The sequence below is a fragment of the Anabaena sp. UHCC 0204 genome (assembly GCF_009711975.1).
Classification (GTDB): Bacteria; Cyanobacteriota; Cyanobacteriia; order Cyanobacteriales; family Nostocaceae; genus Dolichospermum.
Genome location: NZ_VIKW01000003.1, coordinates 1 through 20,641, shown reverse-complemented (window position 1 = coordinate 20,641; position 20,641 = coordinate 1). Strand labels below are relative to the sequence as shown.

General features: G+C 39.6%; 12 protein-coding genes, 1 tRNA gene and 1 CRISPR repeat array. Of the genes, 9 read left to right on the top strand and 4 right to left on the bottom strand.

Annotated elements, in window-relative coordinates:
- Positions 1–15: 15 nt before the first annotated feature.
- From FJR04_RS03005 to argF, 3 genes are all read right to left on the bottom strand, one after another.
- Entirely contained in the window at positions 16–1,497 is a 1,482-nt protein-coding gene (locus FJR04_RS03005; RefSeq protein WP_168492118.1) for a DNA phosphorothioation system restriction enzyme, read from the bottom strand.
- A gap of 109 nt (positions 1,498–1,606) precedes the next feature.
- Positions 1,607–2,212 (bottom strand): transcriptional repressor LexA, encoded by a 606-nt coding sequence (gene lexA / locus FJR04_RS03000; protein WP_168492117.1) that lies wholly within the window; start codon positions 2,210–2,212, stop codon positions 1,607–1,609.
- 179 nt (positions 2,213–2,391) lie between these two features.
- On the bottom strand, positions 2,392–3,312 hold the full coding sequence (argF, locus tag FJR04_RS02995) for an ornithine carbamoyltransferase (protein ID WP_168491690.1): 921 nt from the start codon (positions 3,310–3,312) through the stop codon (positions 2,392–2,394).
- A gap of 231 nt (positions 3,313–3,543) precedes the next feature.
- Between argF and FJR04_RS02990 the strand changes: the two genes are divergently transcribed.
- A tRNA-Thr gene (locus FJR04_RS02990) sits at positions 3,544–3,615 on the top strand.
- A gap of 215 nt (positions 3,616–3,830) precedes the next feature.
- A CRISPR array of direct repeats spans positions 3,831–4,158; the repeat unit is 37 nt; unit sequence CTTTCAACCCGCCCCACTCCGGGAGGGGTGTTGAAAC.
- A gap of 464 nt (positions 4,159–4,622) precedes the next feature.
- Here FJR04_RS02990 and cas12k read toward each other — a convergent pair.
- On the bottom strand, positions 4,623–6,530 hold the full coding sequence (cas12k, locus tag FJR04_RS02985; RefSeq protein ID WP_168491688.1) for a type V CRISPR-associated protein Cas12k: 1,908 nt from the start codon (positions 6,528–6,530) through the stop codon (positions 4,623–4,625).
- A gap of 69 nt (positions 6,531–6,599) precedes the next feature.
- Here cas12k and FJR04_RS02980 point away from each other — a divergent pair, with 69 nt between their 5' ends.
- The 8 genes from FJR04_RS02980 to FJR04_RS02945 all read left to right on the top strand — a co-directional run bounded on the left by FJR04_RS02980 (position 6,600) and on the right by FJR04_RS02945 (position 20,543).
- On the top strand, positions 6,600–7,022 hold the full coding sequence (locus FJR04_RS02980) for a MerR family transcriptional regulator (protein WP_168491686.1): 423 nt from the start codon (positions 6,600–6,602) through the stop codon (positions 7,020–7,022).
- 98 nt (positions 7,023–7,120) lie between these two features.
- The gene (locus FJR04_RS26025) at positions 7,121–9,715 is read left to right on the top strand and encodes a class I SAM-dependent DNA methyltransferase (protein WP_168491685.1); all 2,595 of its coding nucleotides are present in this window, start codon (positions 7,121–7,123) and stop codon (positions 9,713–9,715) included.
- Positions 9,705–10,973 (top strand): restriction endonuclease subunit S, encoded by a 1,269-nt coding sequence (locus tag FJR04_RS02970; RefSeq protein ID WP_168491683.1) that lies wholly within the window; start codon positions 9,705–9,707, stop codon positions 10,971–10,973. Before FJR04_RS26025 ends, FJR04_RS02970 begins: the two co-directional genes overlap by 11 nt.
- Positions 10,974–10,997: 24 nt before the next feature.
- Positions 10,998–12,404, top strand: coding sequence for a hypothetical protein (locus FJR04_RS02965; protein WP_168491681.1), 1,407 nt, complete (start codon positions 10,998–11,000; stop codon positions 12,402–12,404).
- Positions 12,401–15,709: a type I restriction endonuclease subunit R gene (locus FJR04_RS02960; protein ID WP_168491680.1), complete on the top strand. Its 3,309-nt coding sequence runs from the start codon at positions 12,401–12,403 to the stop codon at positions 15,707–15,709. The genes FJR04_RS02965 and FJR04_RS02960 overlap by 4 nt, the downstream gene beginning before the upstream one ends.
- Positions 15,706–16,404 (top strand): M48 family metallopeptidase, encoded by a 699-nt coding sequence (locus FJR04_RS02955; RefSeq protein WP_168491679.1) that lies wholly within the window; start codon positions 15,706–15,708, stop codon positions 16,402–16,404. Before FJR04_RS02960 ends, FJR04_RS02955 begins: the two co-directional genes overlap by 4 nt.
- A gap of 427 nt (positions 16,405–16,831) precedes the next feature.
- Entirely contained in the window at positions 16,832–17,887 is a 1,056-nt protein-coding gene (locus FJR04_RS02950; RefSeq protein WP_168491676.1) for an AAA family ATPase, read from the top strand.
- Positions 17,880–20,543, top strand: a complete 2,664-nt coding sequence (locus FJR04_RS02945; protein WP_168491675.1) for a S8 family peptidase — start codon at positions 17,880–17,882, stop codon at positions 20,541–20,543. The genes FJR04_RS02950 and FJR04_RS02945 overlap by 8 nt, the downstream gene beginning before the upstream one ends.
- Positions 20,544–20,641 lie beyond the last annotated feature (98 nt).

The window sequence follows — 20,641 nt, the reverse complement described above, 5'->3', positions numbered from 1 at the left end:
ATTTTTTTGACTGTGTTAAATATCCAATAACCCATATCGTTTTTGCAAAGTTAATAATTTCATCCTCGCTTCCCCAGCATTGTCAGCCAAATCAGCAAATTCCACAAACCGCCGTAATTCCTTCTTTAATAAATTCCGTTCGACTTCAATAGTTTCTCTATCTAAATCTGGCGGTAAAACAATCATATCAAAAATAGTTGCCCTTTCCTTGCCAGGGTGAGGACGTAAAACTCGTCCCCGACGTTGGATAAATTGCCGGGGATTTCCTGAACTTGATAAAATTACTGCGGTTTGAATTGCGGGAATATCCACACCTTCATCTAAACAACGAATTGCTACTAAACCTTGTAATTCTCCACTTTCAAATTGACGGCGTAAAGTTTCCCTTTCTTCCAAAGAAGTATTTGCTGTATAGGTACTGATTTTATAACCTAATTCTCCTCCCAAAAGTTGAGAAACCGCTTTGAGTTGACGCAGAGATGAACGTTGTCCGATTTCTTGAGAACCATCACTACAATAAAATAGTGTATGGGTAGTTTCTCGACGAGTAGCCATTAACTCTTGTAAGGCGATTAATTTATTTTCCGCAGTGCCAACTAACCGCGCCCTTTGCATTAATAATGATTTGATATCTTCATTATCTTCAAAATCTCCTGATTCCCCCATATCTCGATCTCGATACAGGAGAGAACGCCCAATTTTTTTAGTTAGTTTTAAATAAGCGATACTTTCAGTTTCCGTCAACTCCACCAACACCGGATTATAGATATAATGGACTAATGCACCTTGAGAAATGGCATCCTGTAAACTAAATTCAGGTTGGAGAATATTTCCAAAATAATCTAATAAAGATTCTGTTCCATCATCATCAAAATATCTTTCTGGTGTGGCTGATAAAGCTAGACGTAAACCCACATTTCGGGGTAAACTTTCCTCTAATTTCGGTGCGCCTAAATTATGGGCTTCATCACCAATAATTAAAGTTTTTGGGGGAAAATATTTAAGTTGTGTCTGAAAACCATCACCAATTAAAGTCGAGTTAGTGGTAATTACCGTTACGAAATTTTGAGAACCAGAACACAGATTATAGATTTGTGTAGAAAGTTGACTTTGCCAACTGCGTAAGTTATCAAATGCTAAAATCGGCTGTAAGTTAAACTTCTCACATTCTCTACCCCACTGGCTAACAAGATGACGATAGGGACAAACCACCAACAAGACTTGTAAACCAATTTGCTGGTACAATTCACAAGCGATCGCTAATGCAGTAATAGTCTTACCACTACCAGTAGCCATTTTTAATGTCCCTCTGCCATGATTCGCAAACCAGCTAGTCACAGCTTGGCGTTGATATCCCCGCAATTGCAGAGATAAAGGCATTTTTGGACATCCCGGTAATAGTTGCTTAACTTGATAACTGCCCTTTTTCTCACCCGCATAAGGTAATTTGAGTTTAAATTTAGGCAATTTCGATACTGCATTTTGCGTCAGGTACATAAATTTGCAAATTGGTAATTGGTAATTAGTGATTGGTAATTCGTAATAATCAGTAGTCACCTGTTTTTCATTTGCCACTGACAACTGACTACTGACAACTGACAACTGACTAGTTATAATTACGCCAAATACCTACCAAAGAACCTTGCACCTCTACTTGCATTGCTGATACTTCTATTGGATGATAATTAGGATTTGCAGGTTTGAGAGTCACAAGATCATCATCGCGATAAAACCGTTTTAAGGTTGTTCCATGTCCTTCCACTCTCGCAGCCACGATAGTCCCATTTTTTAACTGATTGGGTTCAGCTACAGGGCGCAAAAACACCACATCACCATCGGCAATCAAATCTTCAATCATACTGTCCCCAGAAACCCGTAAAGCATAGCTTTGGGGAGGTAATGATAAATTAGCCAAATCTAAATGTTCTACCGCGTCTGTGAACGGTTCTATCAAACCACCCGCCGCAATAGTTCCTAAAATTGGTACACCTTGTTTAACAGGATGAAGTATGCGAAGAGTTCTCGCTCTACCTTCATTCCAACCGATGTAACCCTTATTACGTAAATGTTCCAAACGACTTTGAATAGGTGCAGGAGATTTCAAATTCATCCCTTGCATCATTTGGCGAATTGAGGGAGAATGTTGATTCAACCTGATATATTCAACCAACCATTCATATAGTTGTTTTTGGGGATCTGTGAGACGTTCCATAATTTTTTCGGGAAGTAAATAATAAATGCCCATAGAACATTGGTACTACAAAAATCTTCCCTTAACAAGCTTTAATTAAATATTCATGATAATAGGTAACAGATAAGAATTTCACCAATTACCCATTACCAATTAATAATTGTCAATTGTCAATTGTCAATTGTCAATTATTAACACTGTTATTTTGCTCCTAAAATACTCGCAAGTAAAGCTTTTTGAGCGTGTAGGCGATTTTCTGCCTGATCCCAAACCCGTGATTGTGAACCTTCAATTACTTCTTCAGTAATTTCTTCTCCACGATGGGCTGGTAAGCAGTGTAAAACAATTGCCTCTGGATCAGCAAGACTTAATAATTGTTCAGAAATTTGATAAGGTTGAAAAACAGGGAACCGGTTATTAGCTTCTGTTTCTTGTCCCATGCTTGCCCAAACATCAGTGTATAGTACCGATGCACCTTTGGCTGCTGCTTCGGGATCATGAGTTAATAGAACTTCAGTTTTATTATTAGCGATCGCTCTCGATTTTTCCACAATTTCCGCATCTGGTGAATATCCAGACGGAAAAGCTACCCTAACATTCATTCCCACCAAAGCACAACCCAACATCAGGGAATTAGCGACATTATTACCATCACCGACATAAGTTAAAGTTAAACCTGCCAAACTCCCAAACTTTTCTTGAATTGTCAGTAAATCAGCCAATATTTGACAGGGGTGTTCTAAATCGGTGAGGGCATTAATTACCGGAATTTTCGCATATTTCGCAAAAGTTTCCAACTCCTGTTGAGCAAAGGTGCGAATTGCTAAAACATCTAAATAACGATCTAACACCCTAGCAGTATCTTGGATAGGTTCTCCTCGACTTACTTGAGTGACATTAGGGTGAAGATCAATTACCTGTCCCCCCAGTTGGTACATTGCTACTGTGAAACTAACTCTAGTGCGTGTTGAAGCTTTGGAAAACAACAAACCCAAGACTTTATTGCAATGCAACTTCAGTTTTTCCGATTTTAGTTGAGTTGCTAATTCCAGAAGTTCTTGCAGTTCCCCAGAATTCAGATCCGCTAAACTTAATAAATCTCTGCCGATCAATGCTGCCATGCTTGATTATCTGTAAAGAACAAATGTTTTTCTGCACCTTTGCATAGCCGTGTCACAAGGAATACAGAATTGAACTGTACCAAATATTTTTGCATGGATCTACAGCATGGTGGCTAGTTTTGCTGATTTTTGGCCGCCAAAAAAATATTTTGCTTACCCTCTAGACAAATCATTTACATGAAGCTATAATATGAAATCGGTGAGGGAATAAAAAACCTTCTTACCAAATCCGCCAGCATAGCACAGTGGTAGTGCATCCGACTTGTAATCGGAAGGTCGTAGGTTCAAATCCAACTGCTGGCCTTATTTATTAAATAATATTTGACTGTCACTTGACAAATTATTTGACCGCGTTGACAAATTGGTGTCCGCATTGCCAAATTGGTGTCCGCATTGCCAAATTATTGTCCCTCACGGTCAATAGTTTGTTTACTATTATAAGCTCTGTCCAAATTAAACCGACGACCTTCCGATCTTTCAACCCACCTAAAAGTTTTTTAATATTCTTGCATAAACATCTTTCAATCCGCCCCACTCCGGGAGGGGTGTTGAAACCAAAGTAGTAAAGGAGACAGTAAAGATGGTTAAGCTTTCAACCCGCCCCACTCCGGGAGGGGTGTTGAAACTTCTGGTTTGTACTCTAGAAGCAAAAGTATTTGCAACTTTCAACCCGCCCCACTCCGGGAGGGGTGTTGAAACATTCCATTCCTTTTTAATTCCCGCTAAATTTTCAGCTTTCAACCCGCCCCACTCCGGGAGGGGTGTTGAAACTCTGTTGTTAGTTTGAGTGGTGGTCAAGGGAAAAGCTGCTTTCAACCCGCCCCACTCCGGGAGGGGTGTTGAAACTCCGCCCGACCAAACCCTTATCTAGTGACACTTCCAAAAGCAATTTTGGCGAATGTCCTAAATTTGCTCTAAATTTTCCTCTTAAGGGAACATTATCAAAGCATCTTGACATCTGAAACACAGACTAGATAAGGGATTTGGACTTTTGGCAGAACCCCCAGGTAAATTGACCTCGCTTATGGTTCGCCAAAAATAAATAATTAAGGTGGATTCCTCCTTGCTCGGAGGTGATTCGGTAGCCACCACTGCGGTAAACCCGCACCTCTATTACTGGGGGCGCACCTTATTCCTGTTCACTAGGAACAGCAGCTTCAAGGTGGGCAGCTACCAGGGTCAGAAAGCAAGACTGTCTCACAACAGTCAAACTAACCCACATTTATCTCAGTTCAGAGGTTTATCAAAAACATGAACTGCGGCGCTATTGTTGATTACTATTATATTTTCAAGGTTCGGTGTTTTGTCAATCAGGCTTTTCGAGATTGATAGGCGTTTTTTGCTAATTCTTTGGCTTTCTCCTGTGGACTCGCTCGAATTGGTTGTTTTCCCTCCTCTATAGCGATTCCTGCTTTCTTTGCCTGACTTTGAATATTTGCAATCAATCTGCCATAACTCCACTGATGGACGCTTACTCGGTATTGTTTGGCATATTTTTTTTGGACTTCTACTAAATCTGATTTTTGTTCAGCTTTAGATTGAATCTCAGTCTGAATTTGCTCTCGCATATCTCCCAATTTCGGTAAAACAATACTGCCAGCTTTATATGTTTGTGCGATCGCAATAATTTCTTTTGCTAGTAATCTATCTATATACTCTCCTAACTCTGAATCTCCAAATTGATTTGGTGCTGCTATCCTTTGAGCGATATGGCGTTGGTGGGATAACAGGTGTTTTTGTTGTCGTTGCCTATTGAGTAATTTATAATTATCACCAAGTAGTTGTTTAATATTCCGATATGTCAAAACTTTGCCCGTAGTACCATCTACAACTGCAACGGTGGCAGGATATTCTAAACCCAAGCTCACACCCACTAAGATATGAGATTGTCCTTTGTATAAAGGCTTGCTGGGACGAGGGAAGGGTTTATCAATTTTGGCTAGAGAGGAGTTTTTGCGTTTGAGATGAACTTGCTGATTATGATTTAACTCACCTTTGGCTTTAGTATTGCTGATGGATTGGGCAATTTTTTCAGCTTTTTCCTCTTTGACTAAATTTGTTCCTTCCCGTGTCCATAAACGAGTATCTATACAACAATGAAGCATTAAGTGATTAACATTCCAGGGTTCTCCGTTACCTTCTCCTTTTTGCCAAACAATACGACCGCTTCGCAGGGTAAATAAGGCACTAGAATGTTGTTTGTTACTATCTTTCTTAATTTGTGGATCTTCTAGGAAACGTTGAAACCAGTGAAGTTGGCGAGAATCACAATAAATTTGAAATGTATGCTCACTCAAGCGACTGAATTTTACACATATCCGCCCAAATTCATTTTTAGACCACACTAAATCTTCATTAGTTTCGTAAGCTACTGGAAAAGGTACTTGACTAGATTTTCTTAACAGAATGTTTTGCCAGAATTTTGCCTCTGTTTCATTTTCAGGAACAGTCTGAGTGGCGGTAATAAGAGTTTCTAACCTTATGGTGTCAGTTAAATCTCGTCCTTTGGGTATTCGGGCTGCTAGTTTTTCTGTGAGGCGTTGAATTTGGATTTCTACTTTACGGCGACGTTGAGCAAATTTTTCGGGGTTTTCTTCTTTATCGTTAATTTTACAGCCATTTTTAAGTAAATAACTAATAGCACAACGAGTTATATTATTTTCTGTATCTCCGTAGGTATCAAATAAGTATTCTGATAAATTGCTTTCGTTATCTATATTTTGAGATTTTTTCCGTTTTTTAGACTTTTTACCTTTGCTTGGTGTATCTCCGTTGGTTTTTTGTAGTGCAAATTGAGCCAATATTTCCGCAGATTTAGCACGAAGAGTATCTAATGAAACGCCACTGTATTCTACTAATTCAGCATCACTATTGAGAATTTCTAACCAGCGCAATTTACCATCCAGTTGGGATTGATAATCCTTCATCAACGTCAACCAGGATTTATAACTATAGTTTACTAATGCTGTGGCACTGGTGTAAAACCTTCCAGGTTGTCCCATGAAGCGCGGATCAGTTTTCAAGGGTTCACACAGTTTGTTGACAAGACCTTTAGGAGGTTCACCTTTTTGCCGCCATTTTTCAAGTTCTGGATGTTTACCCATTTGCATGAGTAATTCGTTAATTAATGGCGTGTTTTTCTCTGCCATCAATTGCCATAGTTGTTGACGGGTAGTTTCACTGGCTACTAAACGACACTGAACGGTAATTTGGCTCATACCTAATAAACAAATTTGTCTAATAAAACCATATTTGTATTATAGCCGCTTTCTGTAAAATAGTATTTTATGCAAGAAACTTTTTTCACAAGTAAGGAAGCGGCTCAATTGACAGGTTGTACCCTTCGCCAGATTCAGTATTGGCGAGAGAAGGGGATTGTTGTACCTGTAATTAGTGATACGGGTACGGGACGCAGTATTTATTATTCAAGGTCTAATTTGGTGGAGTTGGCTGCTTTGGTATATTGGCTGTCTACGGGTATCAGTTTTGATATTGCTTGTTTTATTCTCAAACAACTGAAGGAACAAGAACCAGAGTTGTTTATTTCGGGTGAGGGTAAGCGGTATATGTTGTTGTTATCTCAGGATGATTCGCTTTCTTTGGTAGAATTTGATCGGAAAAGAGCGATCGCATCCCTGGATGAAGGTAAGGCTGTGATTCCTGTGTGGTTAGATGTTATTTATCAGAACTTAGCAAGTAGGTTAGCTTAATAGATTCCTGTTCAATGACAAAAGGCTTCCCATCTACGCTAATCTGTTAATTGCACAAGAGTTTGTTTATTTTTATAAGTATCCAGGCTATTGCCTTTATGAGAAAAATTACCCTATCTCAGTTAGAACGTCACCTATTTGCTGCTGCTGACATTCTGCGTGGCAAGATGGATGCTTCTGAGTATAAGGAGTATATCTTTGGAATGCTCTTTTTAAAACGCTGTTCTGATGTGTTTGAGGAGCAGTATGAGCAGATTATAGCAGCGAATATACTTAAAGGTAGAACAGAAGCAGAAGCAAAACAACGTGCTGAATCATCTGCTTACTATGACAAGACTTTCTTTGTCCCAGAAAGAGCGCGTTGGAATTATATCGAAAAAGAATTACATAGTGATGTTGGTAATGGCTTAAATAAAGCTTTGGGTGCGCTGGAAAATGAAAACCCAATTTTAGAAGGCGTTGTTAGCCACATTGATTTTAATAAAACAGCAGGTAAAACCAGAGTTTCTGACCAAAAATTGCGGGACTTAATTCGGCATTTTGGTAAACTTCCTCTGCGTAATGAGGATTTTGAATTTCCTGATTTGTTGGGAGCAGCCTATGAGTATTTGATTAAACATTTTGCTGATTCCGCAGGTAAAAAAGGCGGCGAATTTTATACCCCCCGTGACGTATCGCGGTTAATGGTGCGATTACTCAAACCACAACAGAAAATGCGAATTTATGACCCCTGTGTAGGTTCAGGAGGTATGCTAATTCTCTCTAAGGAATATGTAGAAGAACATCAAGGTAATGCCAAAAATCTTAGTCTTTATGGACAAGAAGCTAATGGTGGAGTTTGGGCAATTTGTAAAATGAATATGATTTTGCATGGCATTGTTACTGATGAGAAAGCTATTCAAAATGATGATACTATTGCTAATCCACTACATTTAGAAGGTGGAGAGCTAATGCGTTTTGATCGGGTAATTAGTAATCCGCCATTTAGTCAAAATTATTCAACTGATGGATTAAAGTTTAACGAGCGTTTCCGTTTTGGCTTTTGTCCTGAAAATGGTAAAAAAGCAGATTTGATGTTTGTTCAACACATGGTAGCAGTGTTGCGAAGTACGGGAATGATGGCAACAGTAATGCCTCATGGTGTGTTGTTTCGGGGTGGAGTAGAAAAGGAAATCCGCCAGAAATTTATTGAAGATGATTTGTTAGAAGCGGTGATTGGTTTACCACCAAATTTATTTTATGGAACTGGTATTCCTGCTTGTATTTTGGTAATGAGAGGTTCAAAAGCAGCAAAACCTCAAGATCGTCAAGGTAAGGTTTTATTTATTAATGCTGATGCCGAATTTCAATCTGGTAGAGCGCAAAATTTCCTGAAACCTGAGCATATTGAAAAAATTGTTTCCTCTTTTGAGGCGTTTGTAAATGTTCCTGGTTATGCAGCAGTAGTTACTAAACAACAATTGGCTGAAAATGATTACAATTGCAATATTCGCCGTTATGCTGATAATGCACCACCGACCGAACCCCATGATGTAAGAGCGCATCTTTTAGGAGGTGTGCCTAAAGCGGAAGTGGCAGCTAAACAAGAACCTTTTATTGCTCATGGTTTTGAACCCAGTGCTTTTTTTATAGAAAGGAATCAAAATTATTTCGATTTTTTACCAACTCTCACAGAACGTAGTCAAATTAAAGATTTTGTAGAATCATATCCAGGTATAGCACAGCAGGAAAAAAGGCTAAAGGATGCTTTTTTGAGTTGGTGGGAAATTCACGAAAACCAATTGTTGCAGTTACCAGAAACTAAAGATTTGATGAAAGTTCGTGCTGATTTTCTGACATCTTTTACTGAAGCAATGCGTCCGATTAAAATTCTCGAACCTTACCAAGTAGCGGTAACAATGTCTCAATGGTTAGAGAATAATGAAAATACTTTGACTTCTGTGGCTAATCAAAGTTTTAAAGGGTTCGTAGAAAATGAAATAGAAGCGAAAGCTGAGAGTTTAAGAAAACAAGCAATTCAAGAACAAATGCTGTTGTTTTTGGATGAATTTCAAGTTAATGGGGTAATTGCTAGTTGGTGGAATGAAATCCAGTATGATTTGAAAACTGTTGCTGCTCAAAATTTTGATGGTTTGATAGAAGGTTGGGTGGAAACAATTCGGGCAGATTTGGATAGTGATAATAAAAATGGTAATGGTTCTGACCCTTTAGGTCATAAATTGGTGGTGCGTTTATTGCCAAAATATTTACAACAGTTGGCAGATTATGAAGCTAAAAAAGCAGATTTAGAAAGTCAGTTAGCAGCGACTAAAAAGAGTGATGAAGAAGGTGAAGAAGGGGAATTAGAAGATGAGGAGCAATTGAGTGAGGCTGAAATTAAGAAACTCAAGCAGGAATTGTTACAGGTTAAGAAAATTTTGACTAAGTTGAAGGAAGATTTAATTAAGCAGTTGGATAATGCTAGAAAGCAGTTGATGATGGAACAATGTCAGCGATTGGTGTTAGATATTGCTAAGGATGATTTAGAAAATCAATTAAATCGTTATGTTAATGCTCATCGTCAGCAGGTAATTTCTAGTCTTGAGAATTGGTGGGATAAATATCGGGTGAATTTGCGCGATATTGAGGCAAAAAGGGATGATGCAGCGAAGCGGTTGGATGGGTTTTTGAGGGGGTTGGGGTATGTTATCTGACCTCAAAACTGTTCCGCTTGGAGAACTAGCAAGTTTTGAAATGGGACAATCTCCTGATTCTTTATTTGTAACTGACGCAGGACATGGTATTCCTTTTCTCCAAGGCTCTGCTGAATTCGGAGCAGTAACCCCACAGCATAGCTTTTACTGTACAAAACCCCAAAAAATATGCGAAATCAATGATGTTCTGATTAGTGTTAGAGCGCCAGTTGGTACACTAAACAAAGCTGATCGTGTTTATTGTATTGGTCGGGGACTTGCTGCTATTCGATTTAAAAAAGGCACATTACCCAAGTTTGGCTGGCATTTATTGAATTATTGGGCTAGTGAGCTTAGAAAAGTTGCACAAGGTTCGACTTTTGAAGCAATTGGCAAGGCTGAACTGGCAAATTTACCTATTATTTATTTACCGGAAACTGAACAACAATGTATTGCTGAAATTCTCGACACCATAGATGAAGCGATCGCACACACATCCTCTATTATCGCCAAACTCAAGCAAATCAAAGACGGACTGCTTCACGACTTGCTGACTCGTGGACTTGATGAAAATGGAGAATTGCGGGATGCGATCGCACATCCTGAACAGTTTAAAAATTCGCTACTGGGGAGAATTCCGAAAGATTGGGAAATTGAGCTATTTGGTGAACATATTGCAAATCTTAGTAGTGGCTGGAGTCCTGTGTGCGATCCTGAACCAGTGGTTGATGGTGAATGGGGTGTACTTAAAACTACTGCTATCGTTTGGAATGGCTATAATCCTCTAGAAAACAAAAAATTACCTTCAAGTCTACAACCACGGGAACAAGGGGTTGTAGCGGTGGATGACATTCTCATAACTCGCAAAGGACCACGTGATCGAGTTGGTGTAGTTGTTCATGTTGCATCAACTCCTCCAAATCTTATGATGCCAGATACAGTCTTTAGAATTCGTTTAAAAGCATCTAGCAGGTTATTACCTGCTTTTGCCCCTCTTACTCTTGGTTCTTTAGTTGTACAAAAAGATTGGAACTGTAAAAAAATTGGTTTGGCTGAAGCACAAGTTGGTATTAACTACGGAATTGTTCGGGGAACTCTAGTTCACATACCACCGCAAAATGAACAAAAGCTTATAATTGAAATTGTTAATACATATAACAGTAGAATTTTTACTGAAGAAACTTATCTCGAAAAATTCAGACTTCAAAAAAAAGGACTAATGAATGATCTGTTAACTGGTCGAGTTCGAGTGAACACTTCTCAAAAAATTAGTGCATGAACATTTCGGAGGAAATAAATTTAAATGAGTGAACGTTTAGCTGATTTAGACGAGTTAGTCCTTCGTTGTCGGGACAAGTCTACAAAAGAGTATATCCAAGAAGCCGTGACCTGCTACCGAGCCGGAGCTTTTCGCTCTTGTATTGTATCTACCTGGAATGCAGTAGTTTTTGATTTTATCCATAAACTGCGCCAACTTGAACAAACAGGACACAAAAATGCCAAGAAACAATTAGATGATTTTGAAGATTTACGTGCTAATAATCAAGACAATAACAACATCAGTAAAATCCTTGCTTTTGAAAAAAGTGTTCCTGACCTAGCCTTGAAAGAATATGAGTTTATTTCTCCTCTAGAATACTATGACTTAAAAAGATTGCTTGAAGACAGAAATAGATGCGCTCATCCCTCTATGCAGTCTCTGGAAGAAACATTTCAAGCTTCTGCTGAATTAGCACGTTATCATTTACGGAATGCCGTGATGCACCTTTTGCAACATCCTCCAGTGCAAGGCAGAGCTGCTCTAAAAACTATATGGGATCAGATTAGTGCTGAACTTTTCCCAATGGATGTAGATGAGGCAGTTATAACTTTACGCAGTGGTCCTTTAGCTCGCGCTCGTAGACCTTTGGTTCGTGGAGTAATAATTGGATTGACAAAAGATTTACTACTTACTGACAGACCAAAAACAGAACGCAATCGCCAGTTTGCTGCGCTCCAGGCAATATCAAAGATGTACTTTGAAGAATCAGAAGATATTCTTAAAACCGAGTTATCAAAAATTGCCGATGGCGTTAGTGATCCAAATTGGGCAAAAATGATCAGTTATTTACGCCATATAAAAGCTTGGGAGTTTTTAAGTGAAGCACACCAAACAAAAACCAGAAGATTTATTGAAAACGTTGCTAATGCAGCAGCTACAACCATTTTGGTTGATGCCTTAAATGTAGTTGAACTTAGATATATGGCTGTAGAAAGAGTAAAAAAACTATCTCCTGAAGTATTAGTTCAAAATTTTCAACATGAATTATCACCTAACGAAATCATACCAATTACAAAAGATTATATACAATCCGTTGTTGATAGTTTTATAAATTCTTCGTATGCAGTAGTTCAAGCTAATGGAGAAAATTTACTTTTAGTAGCATCCTTACTTAGTTCAGAGCAAATGCTGATGGTATTACAAGCATTTTGTGATAGTGAGCAGATAAATTCTGCGTTAGGAATCCCTGAAATATTTCAGCAACTATTTTGTCAAACTCTCCACTTAGCTGAATCGGTAAAACTAGGTTGGCTATCAGTACGTAAAATGATTGATAAAGACTATTTTAAACGAGTCACATCTATTACCGCTTTAAAGGAACAATTAGATTTGCAGTTTCCCGACTTCCTTTCAGACGCTAATGCTAATAGATATGAAGGTAAGCAATGAATAGCAAGCCTTCAGAATATAACCAGGTTGAACTCCCTCTGATTAACCAACTTCAACTTATGGGTTGGCAATATATCGAGGGTGACATAGATGTTCCTTACCTAACCGAAAGACAAAACTTCCGGGAAGTGCTGCTGATGGAAAGACTGCACAAAGCCATCAGTAAACTTAACCTTAATGACAACGGACAACCCTGGCTAGATGATAGTCGTATCAATACCGCTATTGGTGTTTTAGAAAGGTTGGGAACTGCCAAACTCATGGAAGCAAATCAAATAGCCACTGATTTGTTACTTCAAGGAACTGTAACAGAAGGAGATCCACAATGGGACGGAGGCAGAGATCAGACCGTTCGCTTCATTGATTTTGACCATCCTGAACGCAATGATTTCCTAATTATTAATCAATTTCGTGTTGATATTCCTGGTGGTAAAAATTATATAATTCCTGATATTGTTTTATTTATAAATGGCATTCCTTTAGTAGTAATAGAATGTAAAAGTCCTTCTAGCACAGAACCAATGGCAGAAGGCATTAACCAGTTACGACGTTATACAAATCAACGAGAAGAAATTGCAGACGATGAAGGTGTAGAAAAACTATTTCATTACAATCAATTTTTGATTTCTACCTTTTTTCATGCAGCCAGAGTAGGAACAATTGGCGCATCTTATGAACATTATCTAGAATGGAAAGATACCAGTCCTGTATCAATGGCTGAGGTAGCAGCAGAATTAGGAGAAACAAAACTCAGTAGTCAGCAAATTTTAGTAGCGGGAATGCTACGTCCAGCCCTCTTACTGGATATAGTTAGAAATTTCACCCTATTTCAACAATCAGATGGCAAGAATATCAAAATAGTGGCTCGTTATCAACAGTTTAGAGCCGTACAGGAGTCAGTGCGCCGTTTGCAAAATGGTAAAACTCGTAGTCAGCATGGTGAAAGTGATCAACGCGGCGGAATTATTTGGCATACCCAAGGCTCTGGTAAGAGTTTAACAATGGTGTTTTTGGTACGAAAGTTGAGAACTTTACCAAAATTACGGCGGTTTAAAATTGTTGTCGTCACAGACAGAATAGATTTACAAAAACAACTTAGTAATACTGCCAGTCTCACCAATGAAACAGTTTTAAAAGCAATCAATACTGAAGAACTCAAAACCCTGCTGCGTCAATCTAGTCCAGATTTAATCTTTGCCACAATTCAGAAATATCAACAGCGAGATGAAGATACTACAGAAAGCAGTAGCAGCATATTAAAATACCCATCTAGTCAGGGCAAGAATACTGTTCGCAAAGTGGCAGAAAATTCTTCTAGCTATAACCTCAATCCAAAAGTGGTTCGTCTGGTGACGGAAACCGAGCAATTTCCGATTTTGAATAATTCAGAAGATATCCTAGTTTTAGTAGATGAAGCCCATCGCACCCAAGCTAGTCAGCTACACGCTAACTTGATGGCAGCCTTACCCAATTGTGCCAGGATTGGTTTTACAGGGACTCCGATTTTGGCAGGAAACCGCAAGCGTACCTACGAAATTTTTGGGGAGTTTATTGATCGCTATACCATTAAAGAATCAGAGGCAGATGGGGCAACTGTACCGATTCTCTATGAAGGACGTACTGCTGAGGCAGAAGTAGCAGATGGGCGATCGCTAGATCAACTTTTCGAGGATATGTTTCGGGAAAGAACTCCTCAAGAATTAGCAGCAATTCGCGCCAAATACGCCACAGAAGGCAACGTCTTGGAAGCTCCAAAACTTATAGCAGCCAAGGCAGAGGATATGTTACGCCATTATGTAGAAACAGTGCTACCCAATGGCTTTAAAGCCCAAGTTGTGGCTAGTAGTCGCCTGGCCGCAGTCCGCTATCAACAGGCTTTTGTTGCTGCTCATCAAGAATTAGTAGCCCAATTGGAAAGTTTTGACCCTTCTCAACCATCACTAAATCCCGAAACTGAGTTTTTAACCCGGATTTATCCGCAATTAGAGCAAATCAAAGGTTTAGAGTTTGCAAGTGTCATTTCCAGTGGCAACAATGACGATCCGGCTTGGAAGCAGTGGAGTGATAAATCCAAAGTAGAAGACTACATCAACCGATTTAAAAAATCACTGCTACATCCTGATCCAAGCAAACAAGATAGTTTGGCTTTCATCATCGTCAAAAGTATGTTGCTAACTGGTTTTGATGCCCCCATTGAGCAAGTATTGTATTTGGATCGCTCAATGCAAGGACATGAATTACTGCAAGCGATCGCTCGTGTTAATCGCACCTATTCCCGTAAATCCTGTGGCTTGGTTGTAGACTACTATGGCGTGGCTCGACATTTGAAACAAGCTTTGGCAGTTTATAGTGCTGAAGATGTCCAAGGGGCTTTAATCAGCCTGACAGATGAATTACCCAAATTGAGCGATCGCTATCAGCGTGTACTTGCAGTTTTTCAAAGTCGGAGTATTCCCGACATTACCGATGTTCATAGTTGCATTGACTTACTACGAGATATCAAAATCCGGGCTGAATTTGTAGTCAAGTTAAAGCAATTTTTGGAAAGTCTAGATATTGTCATGCCCCGCCCAGAAGCATTACCTTACATAAAAGATGCCAAAATCCTCGGCTATATCAATAAGGCTGCTGCCAATCTTTACCGGGACTTCCAACTGAATATTTATGGTGCAGGAAATAAAGTCCGGCAACTCATAGACGAATACATCATAGCTAGTGGCATAGATCCTCAAGTCCCCCCAATCTCGATTATGGATGCCGATTTTGAGAGTGCTGTCAACTCTCGAACCTCAGATCGTGCCAAAGCATCGGAAATGGAACACGCTGCCCGTTACCATATCAGCAAAAACTTTCAGGAAGACCCGTCTTATTACAAAAAATTAAGCGAACGCCTAGAAGAGATTTTAGAAAGGTTTCAGGATAAATGGGCAGAATTAGTAGAAGCATTACGCCAATTTACTGAAGATTTGCGCCAAGGTCGTCCCGCAGATGAAACTGGCCTTGACCCCAGAACCCAAGCGCCATTTTTAGGCATTTTGGTAGAAGAAGTTCATCCAGGACAGGAATTACTGGATATAGAACTTAACAAACTGGCAGCGATCACAATAGAAATGGTAGAACACATCCGTCAAGAGATTAGAATAGTTGATTTCTGGAGAAATGCCCATGCTCAAAACCTATTGCGGGGGTGGATTGTCCGATTCTTAGATGACGAAGATGTGATACCCTTTTCTCGACAACAGGCAGTGAGCGATCGCATCCTAGAATTAGCCAAACACCTTCATGGGAAATTAACCATAATATGAGTGAATCCCTGGTAATTGATGATTTGTACTTTGTATTAAATCGGAGTAACAAACGAAAAACAGTAGGTATTACCATTGACCGAGGTGGAGAATTAATCGTCAATGCTCCTTATGATTGTCCTTTGGAAATAATTGAGCAAATTGCCTTAGAGAAACGCTTTTGGATTTACACGAAATTAGCAGAAAAAGAATTACTTGCCCAAAATCAGTCAGAGAAAGAGTTTGTCAACGGTGAAGGATTTTATTATCTAGGTCGCAGTTATCGCTTATTCTTAGTATCAACAAAATCTCCCACTCCTTTACGCCTTTACCAAGGTAGATTTATGCTTAGGTCTAATGAACAAGACCATGCCAGAAAGCATTTTATTCATTGGTACACACAACACGCGGAACTTTGGTTACAACGTTGGGTAAATTTATTCTCACCCAGGCTAGGTGTAGCTCCGAGCATCATCAAAATCCGAGACTTAGGTTTTCGTTGGGGATCATGTGGTAGCCAAGGAAACCTTTATTTCCACTGGTTAACTATACTCCTACCACCCCGAATAATAGAATATATTATTGTTCATGAATTAGTGCATTTACATGAATCTCATCACAATACCCAGTTTTGGAAATATATAGAGCGTGTTTTGCCCGACTTTGGATTAAGGAAGCAGTGGTTAGCTGAAAATGGTAGTCGCTTCGTATTATGAAAGGCAAGGAAAATAATAATCCTTTGCAACCCTATAGTTTCGGCATTAACGCAAGTTGCTAGTTACTATGAAAGGCAAGGAAAATAATAATCCTTTGCAACCCTATAGTTTCGGCATTAACGCAAGTTGCTAGTTACTCTGAGAATTGTATCTCCTTGATACAGAATCTCATGTTTAGAGTATTACGCAGTACAAATTATGGTTATTTTGTACTTATTCTAAGGCGTTTTTTGATAACTAGCAACTTGGGTTATGAGGGTCAATAGGCCAACAGTGATTATCTTTCTGCTTATTAAGAATTTCACAAAGGCACTTACAGGAAGCAGTAAGACAATGTAAGATAACAGAGAATTGTATATTTACAAGCAATATTGCCTTGTGCAGAAAAAAGAAACAAGATTATACTACAGTACGGTAAATAAACATAATGAAAGGAGAGTTGTTAAAACGGCTATTTAGAGCGATCGCCAGTGAAGATCAAACGGCGATCCAAAGTATGCTCTCTGTAGTCGTTGAGGACGAACGCAAAAAAGGACACACTCTCCTCGCTGAACAACTCCAAAATATTGCTCACAAAAGTAATCGTCAATCTCCTCCAGAGAAACTTGAGCTTTCACCTGATATATCTCGTGGTGTCATTCCGTCTACATCTTCTAGAGAAGCTATTTCAAAAACACCTGATGCCCACTCTCTAACTTTATTATCAAGTAAACAGCGTTTTAACCATCCCTTCATTGTTGCGATTCCTAGAGAGCGTTTGCGACACCACATGATTCTTTCAGATGTTGTGGAAGAGCGTTTTCGCCGTATCGAAAGAGAATATGTTGCTCGTGACAGACTAGCTCATCACGGTTTACGTTACCGCCAAAAAATTCTGCTCTACGGTACTCCTGGTTGTGGTAAAACAATGGGTGCTGAACGCCTAGCTTGGAACACTGGACTTCCTCTTGTAAAAGTACGCTTCGATGCAATGGTTTCTTCATTTTTGGGAGAAACAGCAACTAATTTACGTGAAGTATTTGAAACAGCATCTCAAACTCCTTGTTTGTTGTTCATTGATGAATGTGATGCGATTGCTAAATCACGAGAAGACGTTCAGGAAGTTGGCGAAATTAAGCGTGTTGTTAATACTTTTTTACAACTACTTGATGAATACGAAGCATCGAATGGATTGCTTGTTGCTGCTACAAACCTGACTAAATTTCTGGATGAAGCAGTATGGCGACGATTTGATGATGTAATTGAAGTGCCAAAGCCTACAACAGCAGAAATTCAGGCTATATTAAAACAGACACTTTCCTCTGTTGAGGTTGGCATAATCAACTGGGAAACGATTGTGCAAAAACTGGATAAACTTTCAGCTGCACAGATTGTTCGAGTTGCTCAAGATGCCGCAAAACGCGCCATCCTTGATCGAGAAGAACTTGTCATCCAAGAACACTTTGAGGCATCTATTCAAGACGTTGTAATTTCCCATGTCTGAGCAATTGAATCAATTTTCTCATTTACCTCTACGTTTGACAAATCAAGGAACTGCTGCTCCACCTACAGGAGGTGGGAGGAAAATCTCTGCAACAACTCTGGCGAATCGAGGTAATGCTGGTGGACATGGTGGCAAGCTAAAGTCTTCCATCTCAACTATTGTCTCAAATTGGGAAGCAGAACGCGAAAAAAGGAAGGAAGAGGGTAAACCTGATCTCCCAGATGCAGTTTCATTCATTTTACAAATAGATCCCAATTTATTTGATGCAGATGCCCTGAAAAGTTTCGGGATTGAGATTGTTGCTGATCTGGAGGAAGGCTACATTATTGGAGCATCGGCAGATATAGGACTGTCGGAACTCAGAAAAAAGATTCAGCAATTCATTGATTCCCAGAGGGGTGGTGGCAAGGTTCCAGAAATATGGGAAATTTTGGACGGGACTAAGCGACCGGAGTATATTCTTTCACCTAGTCTTCAATCCCAGTGGGATCAGATTTCAGATCATCAAGAATACATTGTGGATGTAGGTATTTCTTGCATCAACATTCAAGAACAATATTCTAAATGTCCTAAGCGGGAACGCTGTAAGAGCGATGCAGATTTTCAAAAAAAGATTGATGAATGGTTGGATAACCATAATCTCACATCTGAAGAGTGGGATGATCTGTATTTAGTGAGAGAAGACCAGTTTGAGAAATTTATTCGACAACCACTATACCGTGGAGAAATTTTGCGGTCTATTCTAGGTGATGAAGTGGGTATTTCACGCCTACCTGATAGCTTTTCCTGCCGGATTCGCATACTCGGTAAAGGTTTAAAGGATCTTGTCCTCAACTTTCCATATATATTCGATGTCAGTGAAGCTGATGAATTTATAGCTCCATCCGTTACACCTAATACCTCTGGATCAGATCACGAACAGTTTGAATTAGAACCACCTCAGCCAAACGCACCCAAAGTCTGTATTATCGACAGTGGCATTCAAGAGGTTCACCCTAAACTGAGAGTTGCTATTTACCCTACTCTCTCTACATCTTGGGTGCCTGGAGAAAATAATATGACTGCTGATTATGATTATTTTAAAAATGGTGGGCATGGAACAAGGGTTGCGGGGGCAGTTTTATACCCACGAGGCATTCCTAAAACAGGTCGTCAGCAGGCAGTGTGTTGGCTTCAAAATGCCAGGATTCTCGATGACCGAAAGCAACTACCTAGACTGCTATTTCCGCCTGATGTTTTAGAGGAAATTGTAGATATTTATTATCGCCAAACTAGAACCAGAATTTATAACCACTCAATAGGTGGAATTTCGCCATGTCGCACTCAATCAATGACTCCTTGGGCAGCAGCTATTGATAAGCTGAGTTGGGAAAATGATGTTCTCTTCATTGTTTCTGCTGGTAATATTGAGGCACGCGCAAACTATGTCACACGCCCTTCAATTTTCGCTCATATACAAGCAGGTCGTAACTATCCACGATATCTGCTGCAACCTTCTGCAAGAGTTGCTAACCCATCTCAAAGTTTTCAAGCTCTAACTGTTGGTTCTATTGCTCACCACACTTATAGTAGTCCGCCCTTAAGTTCGATCGCAAAAGAGAATTATCCTTCTTCTTTCTCCTGCTCAGGTCCAGGCATTTGGGACACTATTAAACCAGAAGTGGTTGAATATGGGGGTGACTACGTGATTGACTCTCCAAATTTACCAAATTTTACTACACCAGAGTCAGTCTGCCCAGAATTGGTTCGTTCAACCCGTGATGGTGGTCAAGCTGTCAGTGCCGATGCTGTAGGGACATCATTTGCTGCTCCTAAAGTCACACATATTGCTGCCGCCTTGGAAGCAGCATTTCCTCAAGAAAGCACACTGCTTTACCGCGCACTCATAGTTCAATCAGCACGTTTACCAGTCTGGACAAATAGTTTGAATGCAAAGGAACTTTATCATGCCATTCGGACTATGGGTTATGGTATTCCAGATATCAATCGCGCTCTGGGCAATTCCCCAAATCGTGTAACACTAACAACTAGAGGGTTAGAGCGCATTAAAGCTCGACAAGCTAAGGTTTACCAAGTAAAAGTGCCAGAAAATTTCCTACCTCAAGGGGAAGGGTTTGACATTCTGATTGAAATCACACTTTCTTATGTGGCTGAACCTCGTCGTACCCGACGCAATCGCAGGAAATATCTATCAACTTGGTTAGATTGGACTTGTAGCAAACGGGGAGAAGATCCTGATTGTTTCCTTGATAGAGTTCTTGAAAATTATAATGCACCAGACGAAACTGAGGAAGATGAGGGGCTGTTTCAATGGACACTGGGAAAGAGACAGTTAGCTAAGGGTCAAACACGCCCAAATGGTATTGATGGCATCGTTAAGGAATTGTCCCGAAGTACAGGAACTGTTCAGAAAGATTGGGCGACTGTAAAATCCTATGAGCTACGCGAAGGCTTTTGTATTGCTGTAGTTGGACATACGGGATGGAACCAGGATACTAATGCTGATGTACCTTTTGCACTGGCTGTTAGTTTTGAAACTGTAAACTCAGATATCAAGTTATATGCTTCTTTTGTTGAAGCAGAGATTAAAGCTGAGGCTGAAGCACAAGCAAAACTTAGAGCGCAGCAGGAAATACAACTTCAGCAAGCACTCTAAAAAATTGAAGTATTAAGGACAACTAATTAGTAAACTTTGGCCGTTTTCAGTGAAACAGTTTCATAGTAGAAATGAGCAGTGATAGTAAACTAACCTTT